The following is a 20,248-nucleotide window of genomic DNA, read 5'->3' as shown; positions in this document are numbered from 1 at the left end:
CGCCCGCCGGCGAAAACTCTCAGTTCAACTCACCGAGCTCGACCAGACGGGCGAAGTGCTCGTTCGACTTTCGCACCTGGTCGAACGTTCCCTGCGCGGCGATACGGCCATCTTCCAAGAAGACGAGGTGATCTGCTCTCCGGACGGTCGAGAGGCGATGCGCCACGATGATGAGGGTCAACTTCCCGCTGAGGCGCTGCAGCGTATTTGCTATCTGATGCTCGGTCTCGTTGTCCAACGCACTGGTCGCCTCGTCGAGGACCAAGACCTTCGGTCGACGGTAGAGCGCCCTCGCCAGCCCGATCCGCTGACGCTGCCCGCCGGAGAGACGCACGCCCCGCTCTCCCACGACGGTCTGCACCCCGTCCGGAAGCTCGGTCACGAAGTCATAGAGCTCGGCGAGTCTGAGTACCTCCGTCACCCGGTCAAGATCCACGTCCGCCGCCGGCTCACCGAAGGCGATGTTCTCGGCCAGCGTCGAGTTGAGCAGGAATACATCCTGAGGAACCACGCCGAGTCCGGAGTACCAGCCGGCAAGGTCTTCCCCAATCGGCCGTCCACCGCACGTCACCGCACCCCGAGTGGGGCTCAACAGGCCGAGGATGAGATCGAGCACCGTGCTCTTACCCGCACCGCTGGATCCAACGAACGCCATCGTGGTGCTCTGGGCAATCGTCAAATCAATCCCCTGGACGATGTCCTCATCCGCATCGGGGTAGCGGAATGTCAGGGACTCGAGACGAATATCACCGTCATATCCTCCCGCCACGACAGGGATCTCGTCGTGGGTTGGCTCCGTAGAGAGCTCCGCAACCGCTTCATGCAGGACATTGAGCCCCCACTGACTGCTGCGCACCGTAGCGAATGTGGCAGTCACTCGATTCAGGGTCGGCAGCGCACGCAGGGATGCTGCCGCGAAGACGCCGAGCACGGTCAGAGCCTGCTCCTTGGGCCCCGTCGCAAAGAGGATCCCGGCGATACCTGCGATCGCAATGACGAATGCGATCTCCAGGATGTACTTCGGCAACTCCGAGATGAGAGTGATCGTTCTCGAGGCCTGAGCGCTGGCATGGCGCGCCTCACCGTACCCTTGTACGAACGCGCCTCCACTGGAGGACAGCCGCGCTTCTCGGAAGCCGTCGAATGACGGCAGAAGGAACTGCCAGGTCCGCAGGCTCGCATCAGCCAGCGTTTCGCCCAGCCGCGCCTGGCTTCGGCGAAGTGCGCGTTGTGTACCGCCCACCACCAAACCGAAGAAGGCGAGGGTGAACAGGGTCACCAGCGGCGAAGCGAACAAGAGCACTCCGAGGATCCCCACCATGACGAGCAGATCTGAAGTGACCGTCACAATGTTGAGCAACACGGACGCCGATGCCGTGGTGGCGTCACCGATGTTGCGGTAGATCTCCGGCAAACTGCGTACCCGATGCGCGGCGAAGGGCGAAAGCACGTACCGCCTCATCAGCTCGGTCGCCGCATCTGCCGAGATTCGGGTGGTACGACCGAGCAGCCACCATCGGAACGGAATCGTGCACGCGCTCTTCAGCACGAATAGCATTGCGACGAACCCCGCGATGAGCAGTGTCAACGTGGCGACGTCATCGATCCCGAACAACCGAACGAAGATCGCTGTCGATCCACTATTCGGGTCTGCCCCGGTGAATAACGTCATCAGGGGCACCATGGCAGCGACACCGAGCATATCGAGAGCCGCGAGCACGATCGCACCGAAGATGGCAACAACCAGCCATCCCCACGATGCGACTCCCGCAAGCCGAACGAACTCAACGAGGCGACGCCGGAGGGAGGCATGATTCTGGTCGGTCACAGTGCTCGTTTCCTGCTGTACTCGATGGAGATCCGGTGACACATAGCGGATCCGGACTCATGGACACGATTCTGCGAAGTCACGCCGCAGGTTGAGATCGCTTCAGCAACGCTGGTGGGCGATAGCCGGCCAACGAGACCGACTGGCCCAAGGATCTCTCGATTCCCGCCTACATCCGATGCAACGATCCGCAGTCCCCGCGCTGCCGCGTCGAGCAGTGTATAGGAGCAGTTCTCCCATACCGAAAGCTGAACAACGATGTCCGCTTGCCTCATGGCCTTCTCCGGGTCCGCAAAACCCGGGAACTGAACAGCGTCTGCGATGCCCAGGCGCGTGGCCAACGCCTCGAGCTCTGACAGCAATGCCCCCTCGCCTGCGACGGTCAAGGTCGCTTCCGGGCGCGCTTTCTTCACCAGTGCGAACGCTTCGATGAGCTTGTCGATCCGCTTCTCGGGGGCGAGACGGGACAGCGAGAGGATTCGCGTCCCCGTGACCGTCGAGGGATCCCGCGGTTCGACACCCTCGGGCAGGTCGACGCCGTTGAGGATCACGGTGATCGGCTGAGTCACATGCCATTTCTGGATCATGGCGCGCTTCGTCGCCTCGGCGACGGCGATGACGCCGTCGAAGCGGGGGAACCGGGCGCGGTGCACGAAGGCCATGACACGCGACTGCAGCGAGGACGGGTGGTAGACGCCGTCGTCGCCGGCGATGCCGTGCTCGGTCGTGAAGCGACGAGTGCCACGGGGCAGGCGAGTCCAAGCGTTGATGATGTCGGCGTAGGCGAGGTGCGAATGCACGATCTCGGGGCGGAGCGCAGCCGCGGTCCGGCGCAGCGTGCGCATCGACGCCACAGGCCCTGCATCGGGTCCGAAGCGTCCCGTCGTGACGGCAGCGCCCTGCTCCCGAAGGCGCTCGGCGAGCGGCCCTTCGGGGCACAGCACGACCACCCTCCAGCCCGGTATGCCGACCCGGGTGGCGTCGAGCACATGGCGCGCGACCCCGCCGAGATCCGCGACGGGGACGATCCAGAGCGCTGTGCGCATCGGCTGCTCCGGGAGGACACCGCGGTTCGGCGCGGGCACGGCTTCGCGGTGCATCCGACCGTCGAACCCCGGGGAGCGATGTGCGTCGCGCCACGACTCGGAGCGGAGGTCCTCCGCGCCGTTGCGGTAGCCCGAGCGGCCTGCGGCCTCGACGCCGAGTGCGATCAGGCGACCTCGCAGCCCCGCCGGGACGGCGGAGGGAAGTCCGTCGATCGCGCGGCCGTAGCGGCGATAGCCGCCCTGCGACCGCACCGACGCCGCCAGCGCACCCACCGCGCCGTTCCACAGATTCCCGGCGAGCGAGCCGGGTGCTGCGGCCGGCCGCACCGTTCCCGGGTGCGAACGTTCGAGCTCGTGCCTGCTGGCGCCCGAGACGAAGGCACGGGTGATACGCGCCCCCGCGCTCGGCGCGGGTCCGCGGTGCACGATCTCCAGCTCCGGGGCGATCACGATGCGCACACCGGCTTCTCTCAGACGGAAGCCGAGTTCACCGTCCTCGCCATAGGCGAAGCTCGTGTCGAATCGGCCGAAGCGGTCCCAGGTCTCCCGAGTCACAGAATTGTGGGCAGCCCAATGCACCCAGGTCTCGGTCTCGTCGCGCTTGTAGGCCGTGGCGAGATGCCGACGATTGGCGGGGATGCCGTAGGCCCGCGCATAGGGTGTGTCCGCGAAAACATCCCGGGTGGCACCGATGACGCCGAGCGGAACGTCGCTCGACGCATGCAGTTCGACGTGCCGTCGCACCATGTGCGGTTCCGGGCTCAGATCGTCGTCGCACCGGATCAGCACCTCGCCCTGCGCCACCTCGTACGCGCCGTTGAGCGTTTCGGCAACCCCTCTGCTCTGCGTCGATGCGATGACCGTCAGCGGGAGGCGGTCCCGGTAGGTCTCGAGCACGGCCCGGGATCCGTCGTCTTCGCCGTCGAGAGCGACTACGACCTCCCACGCACCCTCGAAGTCCTGACGCGTGAGGCGTTCCAGGAGCTCGGGGAGTCGCTGCTCTCCGCGATAGGAAGGGATGATGACGGAGGCCTGCAGGGCAGGGCGTTTCGTCTCGCTTCGCTCGCTCAACGACCCCAGAGCACCCGGCTCGCTCGGCGACCCCGGAAGACGCGACTCACTCGACGACCCGTCAGGATCGGTCACAACCAGGCCTCCATGCGGTCCAGCGCCGTCCAGAAGCCCGCACCGTTGTCGACGTGGCCCTGCCAGATCTCGGGGATGAACGGCGTGCCCGGCGAGAGCCGGTCCATCCGCTCCGCGAACTCCGGCCAGTCGATGTCACCCTCGCCCACCTGCACGCCCTCGCCGTCGACGCCGGTCGCATCGACCAGGTGCCAGTGGATGGTGTGCGGTGCGAGCAGGTCGACCGCCTCGGAGAACGCCATGCCCAGCCAGTTGGCGGCGAGCTTGGTGTGCGAGGCGTCGAAGCACAGAGCCGTGCCCGTCTCCTCGGCGAACCGGACGGTGTCGCGCGGGTCGAGGAACAGGTTGTGGAACTGCTGCCCGCCCATCAGCCACGGGTAGGGCGGCAGGGTCTGCGCCGCGATCCGCACTCCGGTGGAGTCCAGGCGCTTCAGCGCGGCCGCGACCCGCGCGTACTTGTGCGCGCGCTGCTCGGGAGCGATGTGCTTGTCCTTCGTGAACCCGCCCATGGTCACGACCATGATCGGATCCTCCTCGACGGTGAACCAGCGGCGCAGGTCGCGGGTCACGTCGATGGTGCGCTGCACTTCGCGGATCGAGCGTTCCCAGGTCTCCTCGTCGTCGGAGGCGAGGTCCACCAGGAAGTCACCGGCGAACAGATCCGGCAGGTGGGTGGTGAACCCGATGGGCAGCTTCTCGGTGAAGAACTCGTCCATGTCGACGTCGAGATCCTTGTACGAGAAATGGAACTCGAGGAAGTCGGGGTTGGACTGCTTCAACAGAGCCGCCGCATCGTGATAGCGCACCGGGAGCCCCCAGGGCCGGCGGAACGTGAACGGCCGCCCCTCGGGGGCCGCGTCGCGAAGGTCGCCGTCGAAGAAGAACTCACCCTCGGCCATGTCGCGCTTGAGGGTCCGGCCGAGCAGCTGCGGCAGCGCATTCGGCTGCAGGCCACGTCCCGGGCTCTTCACCATCACGTCCTCGGCAGTGATGACCGCTCCGCCGGTGAGGGGACGCGCAGCGACGAGGGACTTCGCGAGCGTCACCCGGTTCATCTGCTCGCCGGTCGACACCACGCGGGTCTCGCCCGTCCCCATCGAGGTCTCGATGTCGCGGATCTGCTCGACCATGATCCGGAACTCGTCCGGCAGCAGCGACACGGTGTGGTCGTTGCCCTCCATCGCGCGGTCGACCGTGAAGTGCTTCTCGATGATGTGCGCACCGCGGGCGACGGCAGCGACCGGCACGTGCCAGCCGCGCTCGTGCCCGGAGTAGCCGACCACGCACTGGCCGATCTCGGCGAGCCGGTCGAGGTAGCGCAGGTTGAGGTCCTTGTACGGCGCGGGGTACGTCGACTGGCAGTGCAGCAGCGCGAAGGGCGCGCCCTTGCCGCGCAGCAGCGCGACGGTCTCGAGGATCTCGCTCTCGCGCGACATTCCCGTGCTGAGCACGAGCGGCAGGCCCTTGTCCGCCGCGTCGGCGATGAGCTCGTGGTTGGTGAGGTCGGCCGAGGCGATCTTCAGCGCCGGAATCCCGTAGTCGGCGAGCGCCTGCACGCTCGGTGCGTCCCACGGCGTGCACATGACGTCGATGCCGGCGTCGCGGGCGTGATCGAACACCTCGAACAGCTTCTCCGCGGGCAGGGAGAACCGGCGCAGGAGGTCGAGCGTGTACTGCACGCCCAGATCCTCCCCTCCGGTCGCCGCACCGCGCTGGCGGTAGAGGGCATCCATGTCACGGAGCTGGAACTTCACCGCATCGGCGTTGGCCTCCACGGCGAGGTCGACGAGGTGCTTGGCGAGGTCGACGGATCCGTTGTGGTTGTTGCCGACCTCCGCGATCACGAACACCGGGTGACCCGGCCCCATCTCGTGGGACCCGATCCGCAGCGTGCCCGTCTCGTCGAGGGCGATCGCCCACAGGTGGCCGCGCTCGTCGACGAGCGGCACATGATGCACGCCGTCGCGGCCCAGCAGCGGGGCGATGTCGGCCGGCGCGGCGGTGTGCGGGGCCGTCTGCACACTGCGGTTCGCCACGGTCGCGCACGACACGTCCAGCGAAGCGGTGGGGTTCTGGATGATCCAGCGGCGGAAGTCTCCGTCGGACAGGGATCCCTGCAGGATCCCGTGCTCGTCGACGCAGAACACGATGCGCTGCTTGTTGGCGTTGATCTTGCCGAGACCGACCAGCACGGGGTCCTCGCCGAAGACGATGTACGGCGCGAGGTCGCGTTCGATGATCATGAAATGTCCCCCGTCTCTTCCGGTCCGTGCGCCCCGGGGGCCGAACCATACAGGTCCCCCAGAACCTGCTCTGCGATGCGCAGATCCACCAGCGTATCGATGTCGACGCCTTCCGCCTCGTCCATCACGAACAGCCCCACCCGGCCTCCGATCCTGTTGCGCTCCCGCTCGTAGATCTCGGTGCGGGTGAGGTACAGCGAGCCGGTCTCCTTGTAGAAGTAGTCCTCGGCCGTGAGATCCTGCCGGCGCGGTCGCGCGGCGGGGTCGTACTCCGCCGTCGCGCTGCCGGAGTCTGCAGGATGCCAGAAGAAGGGCGTCTGCGCGACCACGCCCACGAGGCTGTCGACGCCGGTCTCCTCGAACTCCCGCACCGCCCGCTCGATCGTTCCCGCCAACCGCACGGGCGAGGTCGCCTGCAGCAGCATCACCGCATCGGGCCGCCGCCCCTCGGCGACGCGGTGCGCGATCGCATGCTCGATCACGGGCTCGGTGGGCGTGGTGTCCTGAGCGAGCTCGGCCGGACGCAGGAACGGGACATCGGCTCCCGCACCGCGCGCGATCTCCGCCAGCTCCTCATCGTCGGTCGACACCAGGACGTCGAGTCCCGCGGCGAGAGCCTGTTCGATGCTCCAGGCCACGAGCGGCTTGCCCGCGACGAGCCGGGCGTTCTTGCCGGGCACGCCCTTGGATCCGCCGCGCACGGGGATCACACACAGGATGTTCATGATGCTCCTTCGGCCAGGGTGAGCACGGCGTCGGCGATCGCCTGGGCGGGCTCGAGGGCGGGACGGGCGGGCGGCGGAGTGGGAGAGTCATCCGCATCCCAACGCCGGATGCCATAGCGCTCCCAGAACTCGCCGAGCCAGCGCGGCGGGTTCGGGTAGAAGGCCCAGGACGGCAGTCCGGCCGCTGCGGACTCGAGGATGCCGGTCGAGAACGCCGCGACGACGGGCCCCCTCGACTCCGCCAGTGCACGCGCGCGGCGATCGATCCGCATCCCCTGGCGCTCCCAGATCCCGTGCTGGAGGCGCGACAGCCGATCTGCTTCCGAAGGATGCGGGCGGTATACGGCCCCTGTCTCGCGCCAGAATCGTGTCGTCGCCCGTGCCATGCCGTGACGGGGCAGCTCGGCCCCGTGCAGCTGGCCGAGGTAGGTCGGCGTGCCTGTCGCCGGTTCTGTTCTGGGTGTTGCCCCCGCTTCCCAGAGCAGCTGGGCTCCGACGACGGTCCACGCGATATCGGAGCGATTCGACGCCCAGAAGGCGCCGTCCGCATCGCTGAACGCGAGAAGGTGCGCGCGCGGAGGCAGCGGCGGAGCGAACGGGGTCAGCAAGCCGTGCTGGACGACGACGTTCGGAATGCCCCGCTCCTCCGCAAGACGCGAGGCTGCCGCACCCGCAGGAAGATAGTGCCCCCCGCCGACCACGGCGCTGAGGGAACGCGGCAGGGCTTCCGGCTCGACGACTCGGTTGCCCTGCACATCACCGCCCAGCAGCTCCACGATCTGCTCAGGAGTGTGCACCGAACTGATGACGGCCAGTGCGGGGATCCGATCGATCAACCCGTGCAGGGAGGCGATCCCCGACGGCGAGCGGGAGTCGATCGCCACGAGGACGGCGGGATTCTCACCGCGGACGGCGCTGCTGAGCAACGGCTGCGCCAGACCTCTGCCCGACAACCGTGCGTTCCATCTTTGAAGGCGACGCTGACGCGCCTGCCACCTCTGCCACTCGCGAATGTGTTCCGGGATGTTCAGCCCCACAGCTGCTCCAATCGCCGTAGACGATGTCCCAGGGTGTGCTCCGCCAGCGTTCGCGCCCGCCCTCGCGCCCGGATCCCGTCCGCCCAGCGAGGATCGCGCACGACCCTGCGGCAGAGCTCCACGAGCTCGTCCTCCGATGAGTAGGCGAGCACCTCGTTGCCGACCTCATAAAGTCCGTCGACCTCCGGGCGATCACAGATCTCGACCGCGCCGACCCCGGGCGCCTCGAAGGTGCGCATGGTGAAGCCGTCCTGATCGCCGTGGAGATTCAGCGTCGCCGCCGAGTCACGCATGGCTCCGTACGCCTCGCCGCGCGAAAGCTCCCGGCGGGCGGGAACCCCGGGGCTTGCGCAGGCACCGGTGCGGATCACATCGATCGGATGCCGGGACCAGTCCCTGCCGAAGGCCAACACGTCGAGGCCGGCTCTCGCCAGCATGCGGAGCACCGCCTCGCGACTGGGGTAGCGCGCGCCGATGAGGCTGATCCCGCGCACCGGTCGCGGCACGACCGCCTCGAGCGCGTCGAACCCGAGCGGGACGTGATGCGCATCCACTCCGCGTCTCTTCAGATCTTCGGCGTCGAGAGCACTGTAGGTGGCCACGGCTCCGATCTGGCCAAGCGTGTCCGTGCCGTAGGACATCCGCCGCAGTTCGTCGTACATCCAGGTCACCCGGTGGGCACGGCTGGCATCGAGGGCATCCCACCAGCGCTCGTCCAGGAGATCACCGCGGACGACGAGTACCGCATCCGGCCGGAACAGACGCAGCGCGGACATCGCACGATCCGTCAGATCTCGCCGGGCTCGCTGAGCCAGGACGTGTTCCGGTGCGCGATGCAGCAGCCGGATTCCCAGGCGACCGACCGGCGTTCGCGGCGAGTCGTAGACATGAACGTGCGCATCATGCCCGAGCGAGGCCAGCGTGCGGCCCAGGGAGGACGCATACCCGTGGAATCCAGGGCTGACGACCAGCACCCTCACGAATCGTCCCCTGCCAGATTCAAGATTCGCCCGCCAGACCCCGACGGCTGAGCTCGTCCAAGGCGTCGTCCCACAGGCTCGACGGCGCGCCGTCGACCGCCCAGGAGCTGACGACGAAGTCGGCCACCGCCTGCGCCGACGTGCGCGTAGGCAAGGGAGCCCGGAGCGCTCGCAGACGGCTGAGATCAGCACAGGCATGCTCGATGTCCCCGGCCCGATGCACGTCGACGTACTCGATCGGCGATGCGCCGTGGGGAGCCGCCGCTGCGGAGCACTCGGCGAGCTGCGTGAGCGACGTCCGCACTCCGGTGCCGCAATTGAGGATCCGCGGCGCGGACGGCTGCGGCGGGTTCTGCAGATTCCAGACGATGAGCTCGGCGAGGTCGGCCACATGGACGAAATCGCGGGTCTGCCGTCCGTCGCCGTAGATCGACAGCGGTCGCCCCTCACGGAGACGTGCGAGAAACGCCGCCAGAACACCCGTGTACGGATTGTGCAGGGCCTGACCGGGGCCGATGACGTTCTGCGGCCGGATGATCACTGCAGGCGCCGAGTACCCGACCTCATCGAGGAGTTCGCGTTCCGCCCAGGACTTGGTCTCGCCGTAGAACGACACCGGCGCGTGCGGATCATCCTCGCGAGACGCGCGCGGGGCGCCGTTCTCATCGACGAGGCCCTCCCCGTAGACAGCCCGGGAGCTCAGCGACACGATCGGCACGCCTGCCCGCACCGCCGCCCGCGCGGCGAGACGGGTCCCGTGCACGTTCACGCGCTCGTAGCGGGCCGTCTCATACATCGACTGCGCCGTTCCGGTCTCGGCCGCCAGATGGACCAGCGCATCGAAGGACGGCAGCGCGTCCCACGCGGCGTCGTCTGCGACGTCCGCCACGATGACCTCGCCCGGGAAGCGTGCGCGGGCCGACTCCGGGTGGGAGTGCACCTGCGGAAGCAACGAGTCCAGAGCGAGCACCTGGTCGCCGCGCGACACCAGCAGCGACGCGACGTGCTGGCCGATGAACCCGGCGCCTCCCGTGATCAGAACCTTCATGAGACCCTCCCGGGCGCGATCGCGGCGAGTTCTCGCCGGAACGTCTGCAGCGGCGCGATGCGGCGACCGGAGAGCCTTCGCATCGCGTTGAAGAAGAGGTTGACGACGCTGGCGGTACGGAGGCCCGCGACCAGCATCGTCGGATGCTCACGCCAGACCCGGGCGTACCGGATGCGCGACTGCGTCACCCAGCGAACCCTGCGGTCCGAATCCGACGATCCGCCGCCCTCATGTGCCACCGCGACGCGTCCGAGGAAGATCGAGGGAACGCCGCGCGCGCGAAGCCGCCGCTGGAGATCGACCTCCTCCGAGTTCATGAAGTAGTCCTCGTCAAAGCCTCCGACGGCCTCGAACTCGTCACGGGGGATGAGCAACGCGGCGCCCACCAGCCAATCGACCGGCACCGTCGCGCCCGCGACGCATCGGGTGTCATGTCCGACCGCCTCGTGCAGCCGGGATCGGAACCGGGCCAGCGGCGTCAGCCATTCGATGATGTGATGCCGATGCCGCGGGAAATGCCGGCCGCCCCACTGCGTAGCGCCGTCATGGCCGACCAGCATCGGCGCGCAGACGGCGGGCTGCCACGGCTCGGACTCGCGCACGATCGACGCGAGGAACCGCTCATCGATCTCGAGGTCGCTGTTGAGCACGAGCAGATGCGAATGCCGCGCGACCGCAGCGCCGGAGTTCACCGCCGCCCCGAATCCGCCGTTGACGGTGCGGCGCACCACCGTGACGTCGTTCGCCTCGGGGTACGGCTGCGGCGAGAGGTCGTCCGAGACGATGATCTCCAGCAGCGGCGCCTCGATCTGACGTCTGAGCCGCGCGATCAGCTTCTGAGCTGTGGCAGGGTCGCCATAGTGCGGCACCACGATCGAGAGCCCCGTGATGCGAGGCGTACTCGGATCGGGCCGTCGCTCACCCTCCCCAGAGGGAGCTTTCGGCCGTGTCATGTCAGTTCCGCGAGCTGCGGCGCAGACCCCGCGCACCGACAGAGGCGGAGTGCGCCTCCGCGGACGACGGCTGAACCGGCGCTGTCAGGGCCGGTGCGGGCGCAGCGGGTGCAACGGGTGCAGCCGCGGCAGCGGGCCGCGGGTCCTGAACCGGCGACGCGCCGGGAAGCGGCGCGGCCGGCTGCCGGTTGGGCACGTTCGGCACGACGGCGGATGCCGCCGAGGCGCGCTTCTCGCCCGTCTTCTTCGGCTTCACGTAGTAGCTCTTGTTCTGCCGGTAGTAGCCGTAGCCGCCGCCATAGCTGTTGGCGCCCTTGAGCGGCACCATGTTCAGCACCACGCCGAGGATGCGCGCGTTCACCTGCTCGAGCTGGGTGCGCGCGGCGGCGCCCTCCGCCCGGCGCGTCTTGCCGACCGCAAGCACGAACACCACGCCGTCCACGAGCGTGCTCACGACGGTCGCGTCGGTCACGGGCAGCACGGGCGGCGCGTCGATGACGATGAAGAAGTCCTTGCGGAACTCGTTCAGCAGGCTGGTGAACGCGACCGAACCGAGCATCTCGGAGGGGTTCGGCGGTGTGCCGCCCGACGGCAGCACGAAGAGATTCGGATCCGCAGTGGGCTGGATGGCGCTGCGCACCGGCACCTGGCCGCTGAGCACCTCGCTGAGGCCGACCGATCCGTCGATCCCGAAGTTGCGCCCCACCTTCGGGCGGCGCAGGTCGGCGTCGATGATGAGCGTGCGCTGCCCCGACTCCGCCATGACGCGTGCGAGCGAGGCCGCCGTCATCGACTTGCCCTCGCCCTGACTCGCGCTCGTGATCATGACGACGCGCACTTCGTTGTCGACGCTCGAGAACCGCAGCCCCGTGCGCAACTGCCGGAACGCCTCGCTCGCGATGGTCTCGTTGTGCGAGTCGCCCTCAGGCGTGCCGTTGCGTCCGAGCTTCGGCACGCGGGCGAGCACGCCGGTGCCCATGAGCTCGCGCATGTCGGTGTGCACGCGCACGCGCACATCCAGGGCGCGACGGGCGAACAGGATCAGGTAGGCGAGCACCAGGCCCGCCGCGGCGCCCACGCCGACGTTCAGCTTGGTGTTGGGCGAGACCGGTGCTGTCGGCGCGACCGCGTTGTCCATCGGGACGATGATGACCTTGGTGCCGGTCGTGTTGTTCGTCTTCGACTCGATGTCGTCGATGACCGACACAAGACCGTGCAGGGCGCCGTTCGCGAGCTTCAGCGCCGCCTCCGGCGATGCGGAGCTGGCCGTCACCTCGATGAGCGTGCTGCCGGGCACGACCTTGGCGCCGAGGCTGCCGCTCAGCTGCCCCGGATCGACCTTCGCGTCCTTGACGATCGCATCGCGCACCTGCTGGCTCGAGATCAGCGTGACATAGGCCCCGGCTCGTGCGACGGCCTCATCGGACCCGGCGATGGCCGACGATCCCTCGGCGGCGATGAAGCCGGTGGAGCTGGCCTGGTAGACCTTCGGCGAGAGGAACGCGTAGCCGAACCCGGCGGCGGCACCGAGCACGATGAGCACGACGAGGATCTTCCATCCGCGTCGCGTCATCGCGATGAAGTCGAGAAAGGTCACGTCTCGGATCCCCCATAGATCTCTTTCGCCGCAAGGATCTGCGCGCACGGCGTCCATGCCGCGGACACGGCATCGACACCGATCTTATCGGGAGGACGGCGATCGCTCCTGCGCACTTCCCGACTGGGGGTCACGGCCGCCGGTGTGGGTCAACGCGCGTGCGTGCCTCAGAATGAGATTGTGACCACCGCACCGTCGGCCCCTCGGGCTGCCTCCCCCGCAGGCGAGACGCGTCCTCGACGCTTCCCGCCGGTGGTCCTCGTGCCACCCGGCCACTCGGCGCGGATCATCGATGCCCTGCTCGCCATGCTCCTGGTGTACCGGCTCTCGGTTCCCGGGGTGCCGCTCCCGATTCCGCAGCTCGCCGCGATCACGCTCGTGGCGATCGGGCTCTTCCGCACCCCGACGCGATCCTTCTCCGCAGCCTCCTGGTACCCGGTCGTCGCGATCGCGCTGTTCGGCTTCCTCGCTGTCGAAACCCTGATCAACGACATCGATCCGCTGCGGCGCGGGTTGAACATCGCCTCGCTGATGCTGTTCGCGGCGTTCCTCGCGACCGGCCGCATCGACGTCGGCTCGGTGATCAAGGGCCTCGGCGTCGGACTCGTTCTGAACGCGGCGCTGTTCTACCTTCGTCTCACCCCCGACGACTATCAAGGGCGCCTCACCGGTTTCCTGCAGGACAAGAACGCGGCCGCCCTCGTCTATGCGGTCGGCGCCGTGCTGCTGGCGATGGTCGCCCGCAAGGTGCTGTGGCGCATGCTGATCCTCGCCGCAGGCGTCGCGGCCGTGGTCGCGACCGACTCCCGCACGACGATGGCCGCGTACGCCGTCGCAGTGGTGTTCCTACTACTCTCCGGCCGTATGCACCGTGCCGTCGAGCTGCTGGCGCTGACCATCGGCGTCTTCGTCTTCCTCTGGGCCGACGACAACCTGAGCAAGCTCGGCGACTATGCCGTCTCGCGTGAGGGATCCGACGCGTTCCGGCTGCGCATCGACGCCGCCTCCTCGCTGAAGGCCCAAGGGGCGCCGTGGTACGGCGACGGCCTGGGCACAGCCACCGTCCGTCTCGACTCGGGCACCTGGTTCTTCCACAACTCCTACGAGGGCCTCATCGTCGAGGGCGGGATCGTGCTGCTCGTCGTCATGCTCGCGATCTACCTCGTCACCGGGCTGGGGCTCAGCACCCGGGTCCAGATCGACGCCCTGAGCTTCCAGTCGCGGGCGATCACCGCGGCGACGGCGATCGTCTGCATGTGCGCCTTGCGCCTCGGCGAGGTGTTCTTCGCTCCGGTCGGGTTCCTGGTGCTGGGCATCGGGTTGGCTCGGCTTCTGGCGCCCGTCGCACGGAAAGGTGAACACTTCGCGTCGGCGTCGCGCTAACCCTTCAGCGGCGGGCGCGCGACGGCGCTCGATCCGCCAAAGCGATCAGCGCTGCAACGCGCTCGCGCCCCGCGGCCGGCGAGAAGCGCTGTGCCCAGCGCTCCTGCTGCTCGACGACACCGGCTTCGGCCCCCGGTTGCATCAGTGCGGCGATCTCTTCGACAAGAGCACGACCATCACCAGCGGGCAGGATCCTGCCGTTCTCCGTGCCAACGACCTCGGGGAGCCCGCCCGCGTCACTGACGATCACCGGCACGCCGGCCGACATCGCCTCTGCTGCGACGAGCCCGAACGGTTCTGGAGCCACGGAAGGCGCCACGAGCACGTCGATGGCGTCGAACAGCTCTTGCGGTGGCACCCAGCCGACCCGGTCGATCAACGGCTCGATCTCGGTCAGCGCCCGTTCCACGACCTGGGCCGCCCGCGGATTCACGAAGCGCGACTCCCCGGCCAGACGCAGACGCACGCCGCCCGGCATCCGCCTGTCCAGCTCTCCAACGGCGTCCGTGAGGACATGTACTCCCTTGTCCGTCCCGAGCCGCCCCAGATAACCGACCACGAACGGCTCGCCTGGCACATGGTGACGTGACGTTGGTTCGAACGCACCTGTCCAGTTCAACAACACGAAAGATCCCGGCACCGTGCCGGCGAAATGCTGCGAGGGGACGACCGTCATAAGCGCGCGCATACGCGCGATTCGCGCGAGGATGGCCTTCTTCCCAGTGGCGTACTGGTGCAGGTGCACGATGCGATTCGGCTGCCCGGCGGTCGCCGCCGCCGGGACCAGCCCGTTGCACCACAGGATCCCCTCGCGGTGCCTTCTGCGCCAGCGCCGGAGCGCGAGCATCCAGCTCGCCCGGTCGTCCGCGCCGAGGACCACCACGTCGAGCCCCTTCGCCCGCGCCGCCTCGGCGAGGGCCGGCGGGTGGCTGGGCGCGACCACCGTCACCTCGCGGCCGAGCTCGCGCAAGGCCTCGGCGATCTGCAGGAGCATGACCTCGCCGCCCCCGATCGCGCCGTGGTTCGTGGCGATCCAGATGTGCGGCGCGCTCACGACGCGCCCCCGATCGAGACGACGTCGATCAGCTCGCGCTGGCCGAGTTCCCGCAGCGCCGCCTGCACCAGCGCATCGGCCTCGGGGTGCGGACCGTGCTCCCGCGCGAGCTCGTCGCTCAGCTCGGCGACGGTGAGCGGCCGGGCGCACGCCAGCCAGATCGAGGCGGCGATCCCGGCGATGCGCGTGAACGCCGGGCCGACGAGCACCGACACCTCGCCGTCCTGCTCGATCGCGTCGGTCCACGGGGCGCGGGAGATCAGCGCGTCGTCGTCCAGGTCACCGACGGCCGTGGTCGCTCCGGCTCTCTCCTGCCAGCGCTCGTCCTCGGAAGGCCCGTGCTCGATCCAGTCGCGGACGCCGTCCGGCATCGGTTCGGCCTCGAGCAGGCCGCGCACGAGCGGCTCCGCATCGACGATCTCCGCGTACGAGAGCCGGAACGGCCCTCCCCCGCGCAGCGCGGCATCGGCCAGTCGCCGCAGCGGGCGATCCACCCGCCACAGCGACGACGTCTGCGGCACCACCTCGGCGATCAGCTCATGCACGCTGATCAGGTCGAGTCGGGGCGGCACCGCCTCCTGCGTGCGCGCGAGGCACACGAGCGCGGCGAGCCGCGGCGGCATGGCCGGCGTCGGACCCAGACCCAGCTCATCGGGCGACGATTCGTCCTTGCCGCCGGGGAACTCCGGCACGATCAACGAGATCGGCTTGGTGAGTCCGTGCAGTTCCTCGCGCTCGTCGACGAGCATGAGCTCGTCGCTGAGGTAGCCGAGCCGCTGCCCAAGCCGTCGTGCGGCCGTGCTCTTGCCCGTGCCGGAAGACGCGACGAGCACCACTCCGCGGCGCGCGTCGTCCGAGACCAGTCCGGCGGCGTGCAGCAGTAGGGCGGTTCCGGCGAGGCGGTCGATCGCCGCCTGAGTGACGGCCCGCGAGAACGAGTAGGGGAACGATCCGTCGGTGCGGTCGGGAAGACAGGGCGTCAGCGTCGACTGGGCCTCGTCCGGATCCGGCCGGAACACGACATCGACCTCGCCCGCCGAATCGTCCACGACGCGCGACCAGAGCTCCCGCAACCGGGTGACGTGCCCCTCCGGATCCGCGTAGCGCCCGAGATCCACCTGCCACCGTTCCCCGAACAGCCGCAGCACAAGGGAATCGACCACGCTCCACCTTCCTCCGGGGTCCCACCCCGCCCCTCTCCCCTAGGGTAGAGGCTATGGCGGCACCGGAAGTCCCGATCTGGGCGCTGGTGCACCTCACTCACGCAGCGCTCCAGCGCACCGCCGACCGCGCCGACGTGGACCTGCTGCACATCAAGGGTCCCGCCACCCGCTCGTCGCTGCGCGCCGGCCGGCACGACTCCTCCGACACCGACGTCCTGGTGCGCCCCGCGCACCTCGACCGCTTCCTCGCGGCGCTCGCCGCCGACGGCTGGACGCTGTTCACCGGCTTCGACGAGGGCTCCCCGTTCGGGCACGCCGCCAACTACACGCATACGTCGTGGACGTACGCCGACGTGCATCGGAACCTGCCCGGGCCTCGGCGAGACGCGGATGAGGTGTTCGACGTGCTGTGGCGCGACCGCGAGCGGGCCGAGATCGGCCACCGCCCGTGCGCCGTCCCCTCGCTCGCCGGGCAGGTCGCGGTGCAGACGCTGCACTCCGCCCGGTCGCACGGCACGGAGCACGCGGATGCCTGGGACCTCTCCTCCCCCGAGGTGCAGGCCGAGACCCGAGCGCTCGCCCGCGAACTGCAGGCGGAGACCGCCCTGGCCGCGGCGATCGGCGAGCTCGACGCCCATCGGGACGCCCCCGACCACGCGCTGTGGGAGTACTGGTCCAGTTCCGACAACGACCGCCTGGACGAGTGGGCCGCACGCTACCGGTCGGCCGAGGGATTCGCCGAGCGCTGGCGGGTGCTGCGGCAGGCGATGCACGTGAACCGCACGCACCTGCGGATCCGGCTGGGCCACGAGCCCGGCCCGATCGAGGTGTTCCGCGAGCAGTGCGCGCGGATCGCCCACGGCGCCGTCTCGGTGCTGCGCCGCGCCAAGGGACACCGGTCATGAGCGGGTTCTACGCCCTGGCCCCCGAGGTCGCCTGGGTCGACGGCACCGACGGCGGTCGTCAGGAGAGCACGGTGTGGATCGCCCGGCTCGACACCGCCGACCTCTTCGAGCTGCGCGACGCCGGCTGGCTGGTGTGGGTGCTCATCGCGGAGGGGGTCGGGGATCCGGAGCGGATCGCGGCCGAGGCCGCAGAGCTCGGCGCCACCATCGACTTCGGCGAGCAGGGCCTGCAGGGCTTCCTCGACGGGCTCGAGGAGCGCGGGATGGTCGTCCGGCGCTGACCCTGCGTGGGGGTCGCACCGCTGCCGGAGACGGTCAGCAGTTGGCGCTCGAGGAGATCTGGGTCGAGGCCGCGCTGGTCTCCGCGACCACCACGGTGCAGGCCGCGTCCACCCACCGAGAGCGCACGGCCATGGTGAACGAGCTCGCCGCGCCGTTCTGCTTACCGACCAGCCACAGCGAGAGCGTCTGACCGGGCTGCACGAGGACGCTCAGGGAGCTCGTGCCACCGCAGTCCTTGACGGTCGTGATCTCGGGCGTGCAGTTGCTCGTCGACCCGGCGTGCTGAGTGAACAGCCGGAACGAGGTGCCGTAGTTCGTGTCCCAGTTCGCCGGTGCCGTGCCGCCCTGCCAGCTCTTCACGCCCGTGACCTGGAAGTACAGCGCCTGCGCCGTCGTGTTCTTGACGACGAAGGGGATCTGCGGAGCCTTGGACAGGCCCGCACACCCGCCTCCGCTGCCCGTCGTGCCGCACCCCGCCGACGAGGTGAAGGTGGGCGTCGTGGTGGGGGGCGGCGTGCTCGCGGCGAAGGCCGGTGCGGCCGATGCCACGATGACGGCCGGCACCGCCCACGCGGCTCCGCGCACCAGCGATCGACGAGTGATGTTCGGTCCCTGCGTACGGCGGACGTCACTTGGACGTGTCATGTTCGATGTCCCCAGCTGATGGAGGGCGCAACGCCTCCAGATCGCCTCCCGCTCGACCCCTCGAGCAGGAGGGCGGCCGAAGATCGGGTTCGGCCGCATTTCCCCAGGCCTTGAGGGTAACCCACCAGCAGCCGTTTTGTCCCCCATTTGGGGGACAAAGTGGGTCGCCGGCGATGCGGCCGTCGCTCCGCGATATACCGTCGAAGGCCCCAGAAGTGCGCCTCACCAGGGTCTTTCCTCAGCCCGCATCCCTAGACTCGTCGCGTGACCTCTCGACGCGAAGCACGCGAAGCCCGCCAGGCTTCGGAGGACGTGTCCTCCGAGCAGACCGACTCCCTGGCCGCGTTCTTCGACGACGCCTCATCCGGACGCGGCGACGACGGATCCGGATCCGGCCGACCGCCTCGCAGGAGACGGCGCCCGCTGCTCAAGAGCGCCCGGTTCTGGGTGCCCGTCTCGGTGCTGCTCGTGCTCATCGTCGCCGGGGTCGCCGGAGGGGTCGCCGCCAAGAAGCTGTACGACCAGGCGATGTCGGCGAAGTCCGATCTCGAGCAGGCCATCCCGCTCGTCGGACAGGTGCAGCAGAGCATGCTCGCCGGCGACACCGCGAAGGCCAAGACGACGATCGCGCAGATCACCGCCCTCACCGCCGAGGCCAAGAAGAAGACCAGCACCGACCTGTGGCGCGGCTCCGAGTGGGTGCCCGTGGCGGGGCCCAACCTCACCGCCGTGCGTGTCGCCGCCGACTCGGCCGATGCGCTCGTGCGCGACGCCGTGAGCCCGCTGACCGCGATCGACCTCCAGGCGCTGATGCCGAAGGACGGCGCCTTCGACGTGAAGCACCTCACGGCGCTCGCCGGCGACGTGACGCGCGCCGACGAGACCGTGAAGCGCATCCAGCACGACCTCGCCGGCCTCGACCGCTCGGCGCTGATCCCGCCGGTGGCCTCCGGCATCACGAAGCTCGACGACGAGCTCGCCAAGGTCGGCCCGGTGCTCACTCCCGCGCACAACGCGCTCACGATCCTGTCGAAGGCTCTCGGATCCGATGCGCCGCAGCACTATCTGCTCATCTTCCAGAACAACGCCGAGTCCCGGGGCACCGGCGGCAACCCGGCGGCGGTCGCGATGCTGACCGCCGAGAACGGGCGGATCACGCTCACCCAGCAGGCCGGCTCCGGCGACTTCCACAACGCCCGCGACACCCCGATCATCCCGCTCGATCCGCAGTTGGAAGCCCTCTACGGCACGAAGATCGGACGCTGGATCCAGGACTCCACCCTCTCGCCCGACTTCACCGACACGGCGGCCATCGTGCGCGCCTACTGGGCCGAGTCGTTCGGCACCCCGGTCGATGCGGTCGCCTCCTTCGACCCCGTGGCGCTCAGTTACCTGCTGCGGGCCATCGGCCCGGTGACCCTGCCCACGGGCGACGTGCTCACCGCCGACAATGCGGTGCCGCTGCTGCTCAACGAGGTCTACGCGCGATATCCCGAGGGCGCCGAGCAGGACGCCTTCTTCGCCGCGACCGCGAAGGCCGTGTTCGACGGGCTGCTCTCGTCACATCCCGACCCCAAGACCCTGCTCGACGCGCTCAGCAAAGCAGCGAACGAAGGTCGTCTGATGTACGCCCCCGGGGTCAAGGAGCAGGCCGCGCTGCTGGCCGGCACCCCGGTCGGCGGCACCATGCCCACGGACAACGCCACGTCGACCGACCTCGGCGTGTACCTCGACGACATCACCGAGGGCAAGCTCGACTACTACATGCGGATGAGCATCGCGGCCAAGAGCACGCAGTGCCAGGCGGACGCATCCCCCACGTTCACGAGCACGGTCACCCTGAAGAACACGCTCGATCCCGGCGCCGTCGCCGGCCTTCCCGTTTACATCGCGCCGGGGCGGTTCTTCGCCAAGGGCGACGTCTCGACCGACATGTACCTGTACGGTCCGGTGGGATCCACCCTCACCGGGGTGACCGTGAACGGCCAGCCCTACGCCAGCGCCGGGATGCCGCATCTGGGCCGCACCGCGGTGAAGGTGAACGTACTGACCCACCCGGGCGAGGCGGTCACGATCGAGGCGACGTTCACCGCACCGGCCGGATCCTTCGGCCCGCTCGAGGTGCGGCACACGCCCATGGTCGCCGAGACTCCGGTGACGATCGACGCCCCCGGCTGCGCCGCGAAGAAGTAGCCGGATCCCGGGCGTGAGGT

General features: G+C 69.0%; 16 protein-coding genes. 4 read left to right on the top strand and 12 right to left on the bottom strand.

Going from position 1 to position 20,248, the window contains the following annotated elements:
- Positions 1 to 19 precede the first annotated feature (19 nt).
- The 9 genes from WFJ17_RS13145 to WFJ17_RS13105 all read right to left on the bottom strand — a co-directional run bounded on the left by WFJ17_RS13145 (position 20) and on the right by WFJ17_RS13105 (position 12,603).
- The gene (locus WFJ17_RS13145) at positions 20 to 1,828 is read right to left on the bottom strand and encodes an ABC transporter ATP-binding protein (protein ID WP_336648648.1); all 1,809 of its coding nucleotides are present in this window, start codon (positions 1,826 to 1,828) and stop codon (positions 20 to 22) included.
- Positions 1,825 to 4,020 (bottom strand): glycosyltransferase, encoded by a 2,196-nt coding sequence (locus tag WFJ17_RS13140; protein WP_336648647.1) that lies wholly within the window; start codon positions 4,018 to 4,020, stop codon positions 1,825 to 1,827. Before WFJ17_RS13140 ends, WFJ17_RS13145 begins: the two co-directional genes overlap by 4 nt.
- Positions 4,017 to 6,263: an N-acetylneuraminate synthase family protein gene (locus tag WFJ17_RS13135; RefSeq protein WP_336648646.1), complete on the bottom strand. Its 2,247-nt coding sequence runs from the start codon at positions 6,261 to 6,263 to the stop codon at positions 4,017 to 4,019. The genes WFJ17_RS13140 and WFJ17_RS13135 overlap by 4 nt, the downstream gene beginning before the upstream one ends.
- The gene (locus WFJ17_RS13130; protein ID WP_336648645.1) at positions 6,260 to 6,988 is read right to left on the bottom strand and encodes an acylneuraminate cytidylyltransferase family protein; all 729 of its coding nucleotides are present in this window, start codon (positions 6,986 to 6,988) and stop codon (positions 6,260 to 6,262) included. The genes WFJ17_RS13135 and WFJ17_RS13130 overlap by 4 nt, the downstream gene beginning before the upstream one ends.
- Positions 6,985 to 7,872 (bottom strand): RNA-binding protein, encoded by an 888-nt coding sequence (locus tag WFJ17_RS13125; protein WP_336648644.1) that lies wholly within the window; start codon positions 7,870 to 7,872, stop codon positions 6,985 to 6,987. Before WFJ17_RS13125 ends, WFJ17_RS13130 begins: the two co-directional genes overlap by 4 nt.
- Before the next feature lie 143 nt (positions 7,873 to 8,015).
- Positions 8,016 to 8,801 carry a CgeB family protein gene (locus WFJ17_RS13120; protein WP_336648643.1) on the bottom strand — a complete coding sequence of 262 codons (786 nt, stop codon included), beginning with the start codon at positions 8,799 to 8,801 and terminating at the stop codon, positions 8,016 to 8,018.
- A gap of 223 nt (positions 8,802 to 9,024) precedes the next feature.
- Entirely contained in the window at positions 9,025 to 10,053 is a 1,029-nt protein-coding gene (locus tag WFJ17_RS13115) for an NAD-dependent epimerase/dehydratase family protein (RefSeq protein ID WP_336648642.1), read from the bottom strand.
- The gene (locus tag WFJ17_RS13110; protein ID WP_336648641.1) at positions 10,050 to 10,925 is read right to left on the bottom strand and encodes a glycosyltransferase family 2 protein; all 876 of its coding nucleotides are present in this window, start codon (positions 10,923 to 10,925) and stop codon (positions 10,050 to 10,052) included. Before WFJ17_RS13110 ends, WFJ17_RS13115 begins: the two co-directional genes overlap by 4 nt.
- Positions 10,926 to 11,007: 82 nt before the next feature.
- Positions 11,008 to 12,603, bottom strand: a complete 1,596-nt coding sequence (locus tag WFJ17_RS13105; protein WP_336648640.1) for a polysaccharide biosynthesis tyrosine autokinase — start codon at positions 12,601 to 12,603, stop codon at positions 11,008 to 11,010.
- 180 nt (positions 12,604 to 12,783) lie between these two features.
- Here WFJ17_RS13105 and WFJ17_RS13100 point away from each other — a divergent pair, with 180 nt between their 5' ends.
- Complete coding sequence (locus tag WFJ17_RS13100; RefSeq protein WP_336648639.1) at positions 12,784 to 13,986, top strand: hypothetical protein; 1,203 nt, start codon at positions 12,784 to 12,786, stop codon at positions 13,984 to 13,986.
- A gap of 4 nt (positions 13,987 to 13,990) precedes the next feature.
- On the opposite strand, the gene WFJ17_RS13095 is transcribed toward WFJ17_RS13100, so the two are convergent.
- Both WFJ17_RS13095 and WFJ17_RS13090 read right to left on the bottom strand, forming a co-directional pair.
- On the bottom strand, positions 13,991 to 15,040 hold the full coding sequence (locus WFJ17_RS13095; protein WP_336648638.1) for a glycosyltransferase: 1,050 nt from the start codon (positions 15,038 to 15,040) through the stop codon (positions 13,991 to 13,993).
- Positions 15,037 to 16,203, bottom strand: a complete 1,167-nt coding sequence (locus tag WFJ17_RS13090) for a hypothetical protein (RefSeq protein ID WP_336648637.1) — start codon at positions 16,201 to 16,203, stop codon at positions 15,037 to 15,039. The genes WFJ17_RS13095 and WFJ17_RS13090 overlap by 4 nt, the downstream gene beginning before the upstream one ends.
- A gap of 53 nt (positions 16,204 to 16,256) precedes the next feature.
- On the opposite strand from WFJ17_RS13090, the gene WFJ17_RS13085 reads away from it, so the two are divergent.
- Together WFJ17_RS13085 and WFJ17_RS13080 are read left to right on the top strand one after the other, a co-directional pair.
- On the top strand, positions 16,257 to 17,108 hold the full coding sequence (locus tag WFJ17_RS13085) for a nucleotidyltransferase family protein (RefSeq protein WP_336648636.1): 852 nt from the start codon (positions 16,257 to 16,259) through the stop codon (positions 17,106 to 17,108).
- Positions 17,105 to 17,389, top strand: a complete 285-nt coding sequence (locus WFJ17_RS13080; protein WP_336648635.1) for a hypothetical protein — start codon at positions 17,105 to 17,107, stop codon at positions 17,387 to 17,389. The genes WFJ17_RS13085 and WFJ17_RS13080 overlap by 4 nt, the downstream gene beginning before the upstream one ends.
- Before the next feature lie 34 nt (positions 17,390 to 17,423).
- Here the strand turns inward: WFJ17_RS13080 and WFJ17_RS13075 are convergent, their stop codons facing one another.
- Positions 17,424 to 18,035: a hypothetical protein gene (locus tag WFJ17_RS13075; RefSeq protein WP_336648634.1), complete on the bottom strand. Its 612-nt coding sequence runs from the start codon at positions 18,033 to 18,035 to the stop codon at positions 17,424 to 17,426.
- Positions 18,036 to 18,299: 264 nt separating this feature from the next.
- Between WFJ17_RS13075 and WFJ17_RS13070 the strand changes: the two genes are divergently transcribed.
- Complete coding sequence (locus tag WFJ17_RS13070) at positions 18,300 to 20,228, top strand: DUF4012 domain-containing protein (protein WP_251445617.1); 1,929 nt, start codon at positions 18,300 to 18,302, stop codon at positions 20,226 to 20,228.
- Positions 20,229 to 20,248: the final 20 nt, after the last annotated feature.

It is taken from the genome of Microbacterium sp. MMO-10 (genome assembly GCF_037148715.1).
Taxonomy (GTDB): domain Bacteria; phylum Actinomycetota; class Actinomycetes; order Actinomycetales; family Microbacteriaceae; genus Microbacterium.
The sequence above is the reverse complement of the archived record's forward strand: the minus strand, read 5'-3'. Positions and strand labels throughout refer to the sequence as shown.

What these genes read in the sequence shown, in the direction of transcription:
- WFJ17_RS13135 (WP_336648646.1), bottom strand. Translation starts at nt 6,263, where the DNA reads ATGATCATCGAACGCGACCTCGCGCCGTACATCGTCTTCGGCGAGGAC.
- WFJ17_RS13130 (WP_336648645.1), bottom strand. Translation starts at nt 6,988, where the DNA reads ATGAACATCCTGTGTGTGATCCCCGTGCGCGGCGGATCCAAGGGCGTG.
- WFJ17_RS13120 (WP_336648643.1), bottom strand. Translation starts at nt 8,801, where the DNA reads ATGTCCGCGCTGCGTCTGTTCCGGCCGGATGCGGTACTCGTCGTCCGC.
- WFJ17_RS13115 (WP_336648642.1), bottom strand. Translation starts at nt 10,053, where the DNA reads ATGAAGGTTCTGATCACGGGAGGCGCCGGGTTCATCGGCCAGCACGTC.
- WFJ17_RS13085 (WP_336648636.1), top strand. Translation starts at nt 16,257, where the DNA reads ATGGCGGCACCGGAAGTCCCGATCTGGGCGCTGGTGCACCTCACTCAC.
- WFJ17_RS13080 (WP_336648635.1), top strand. Translation starts at nt 17,105, where the DNA reads ATGAGCGGGTTCTACGCCCTGGCCCCCGAGGTCGCCTGGGTCGACGGC.
- WFJ17_RS13075 (WP_336648634.1), bottom strand. Translation starts at nt 18,035, where the DNA reads ATGACACGTCCAAGTGACGTCCGCCGTACGCAGGGACCGAACATCACT.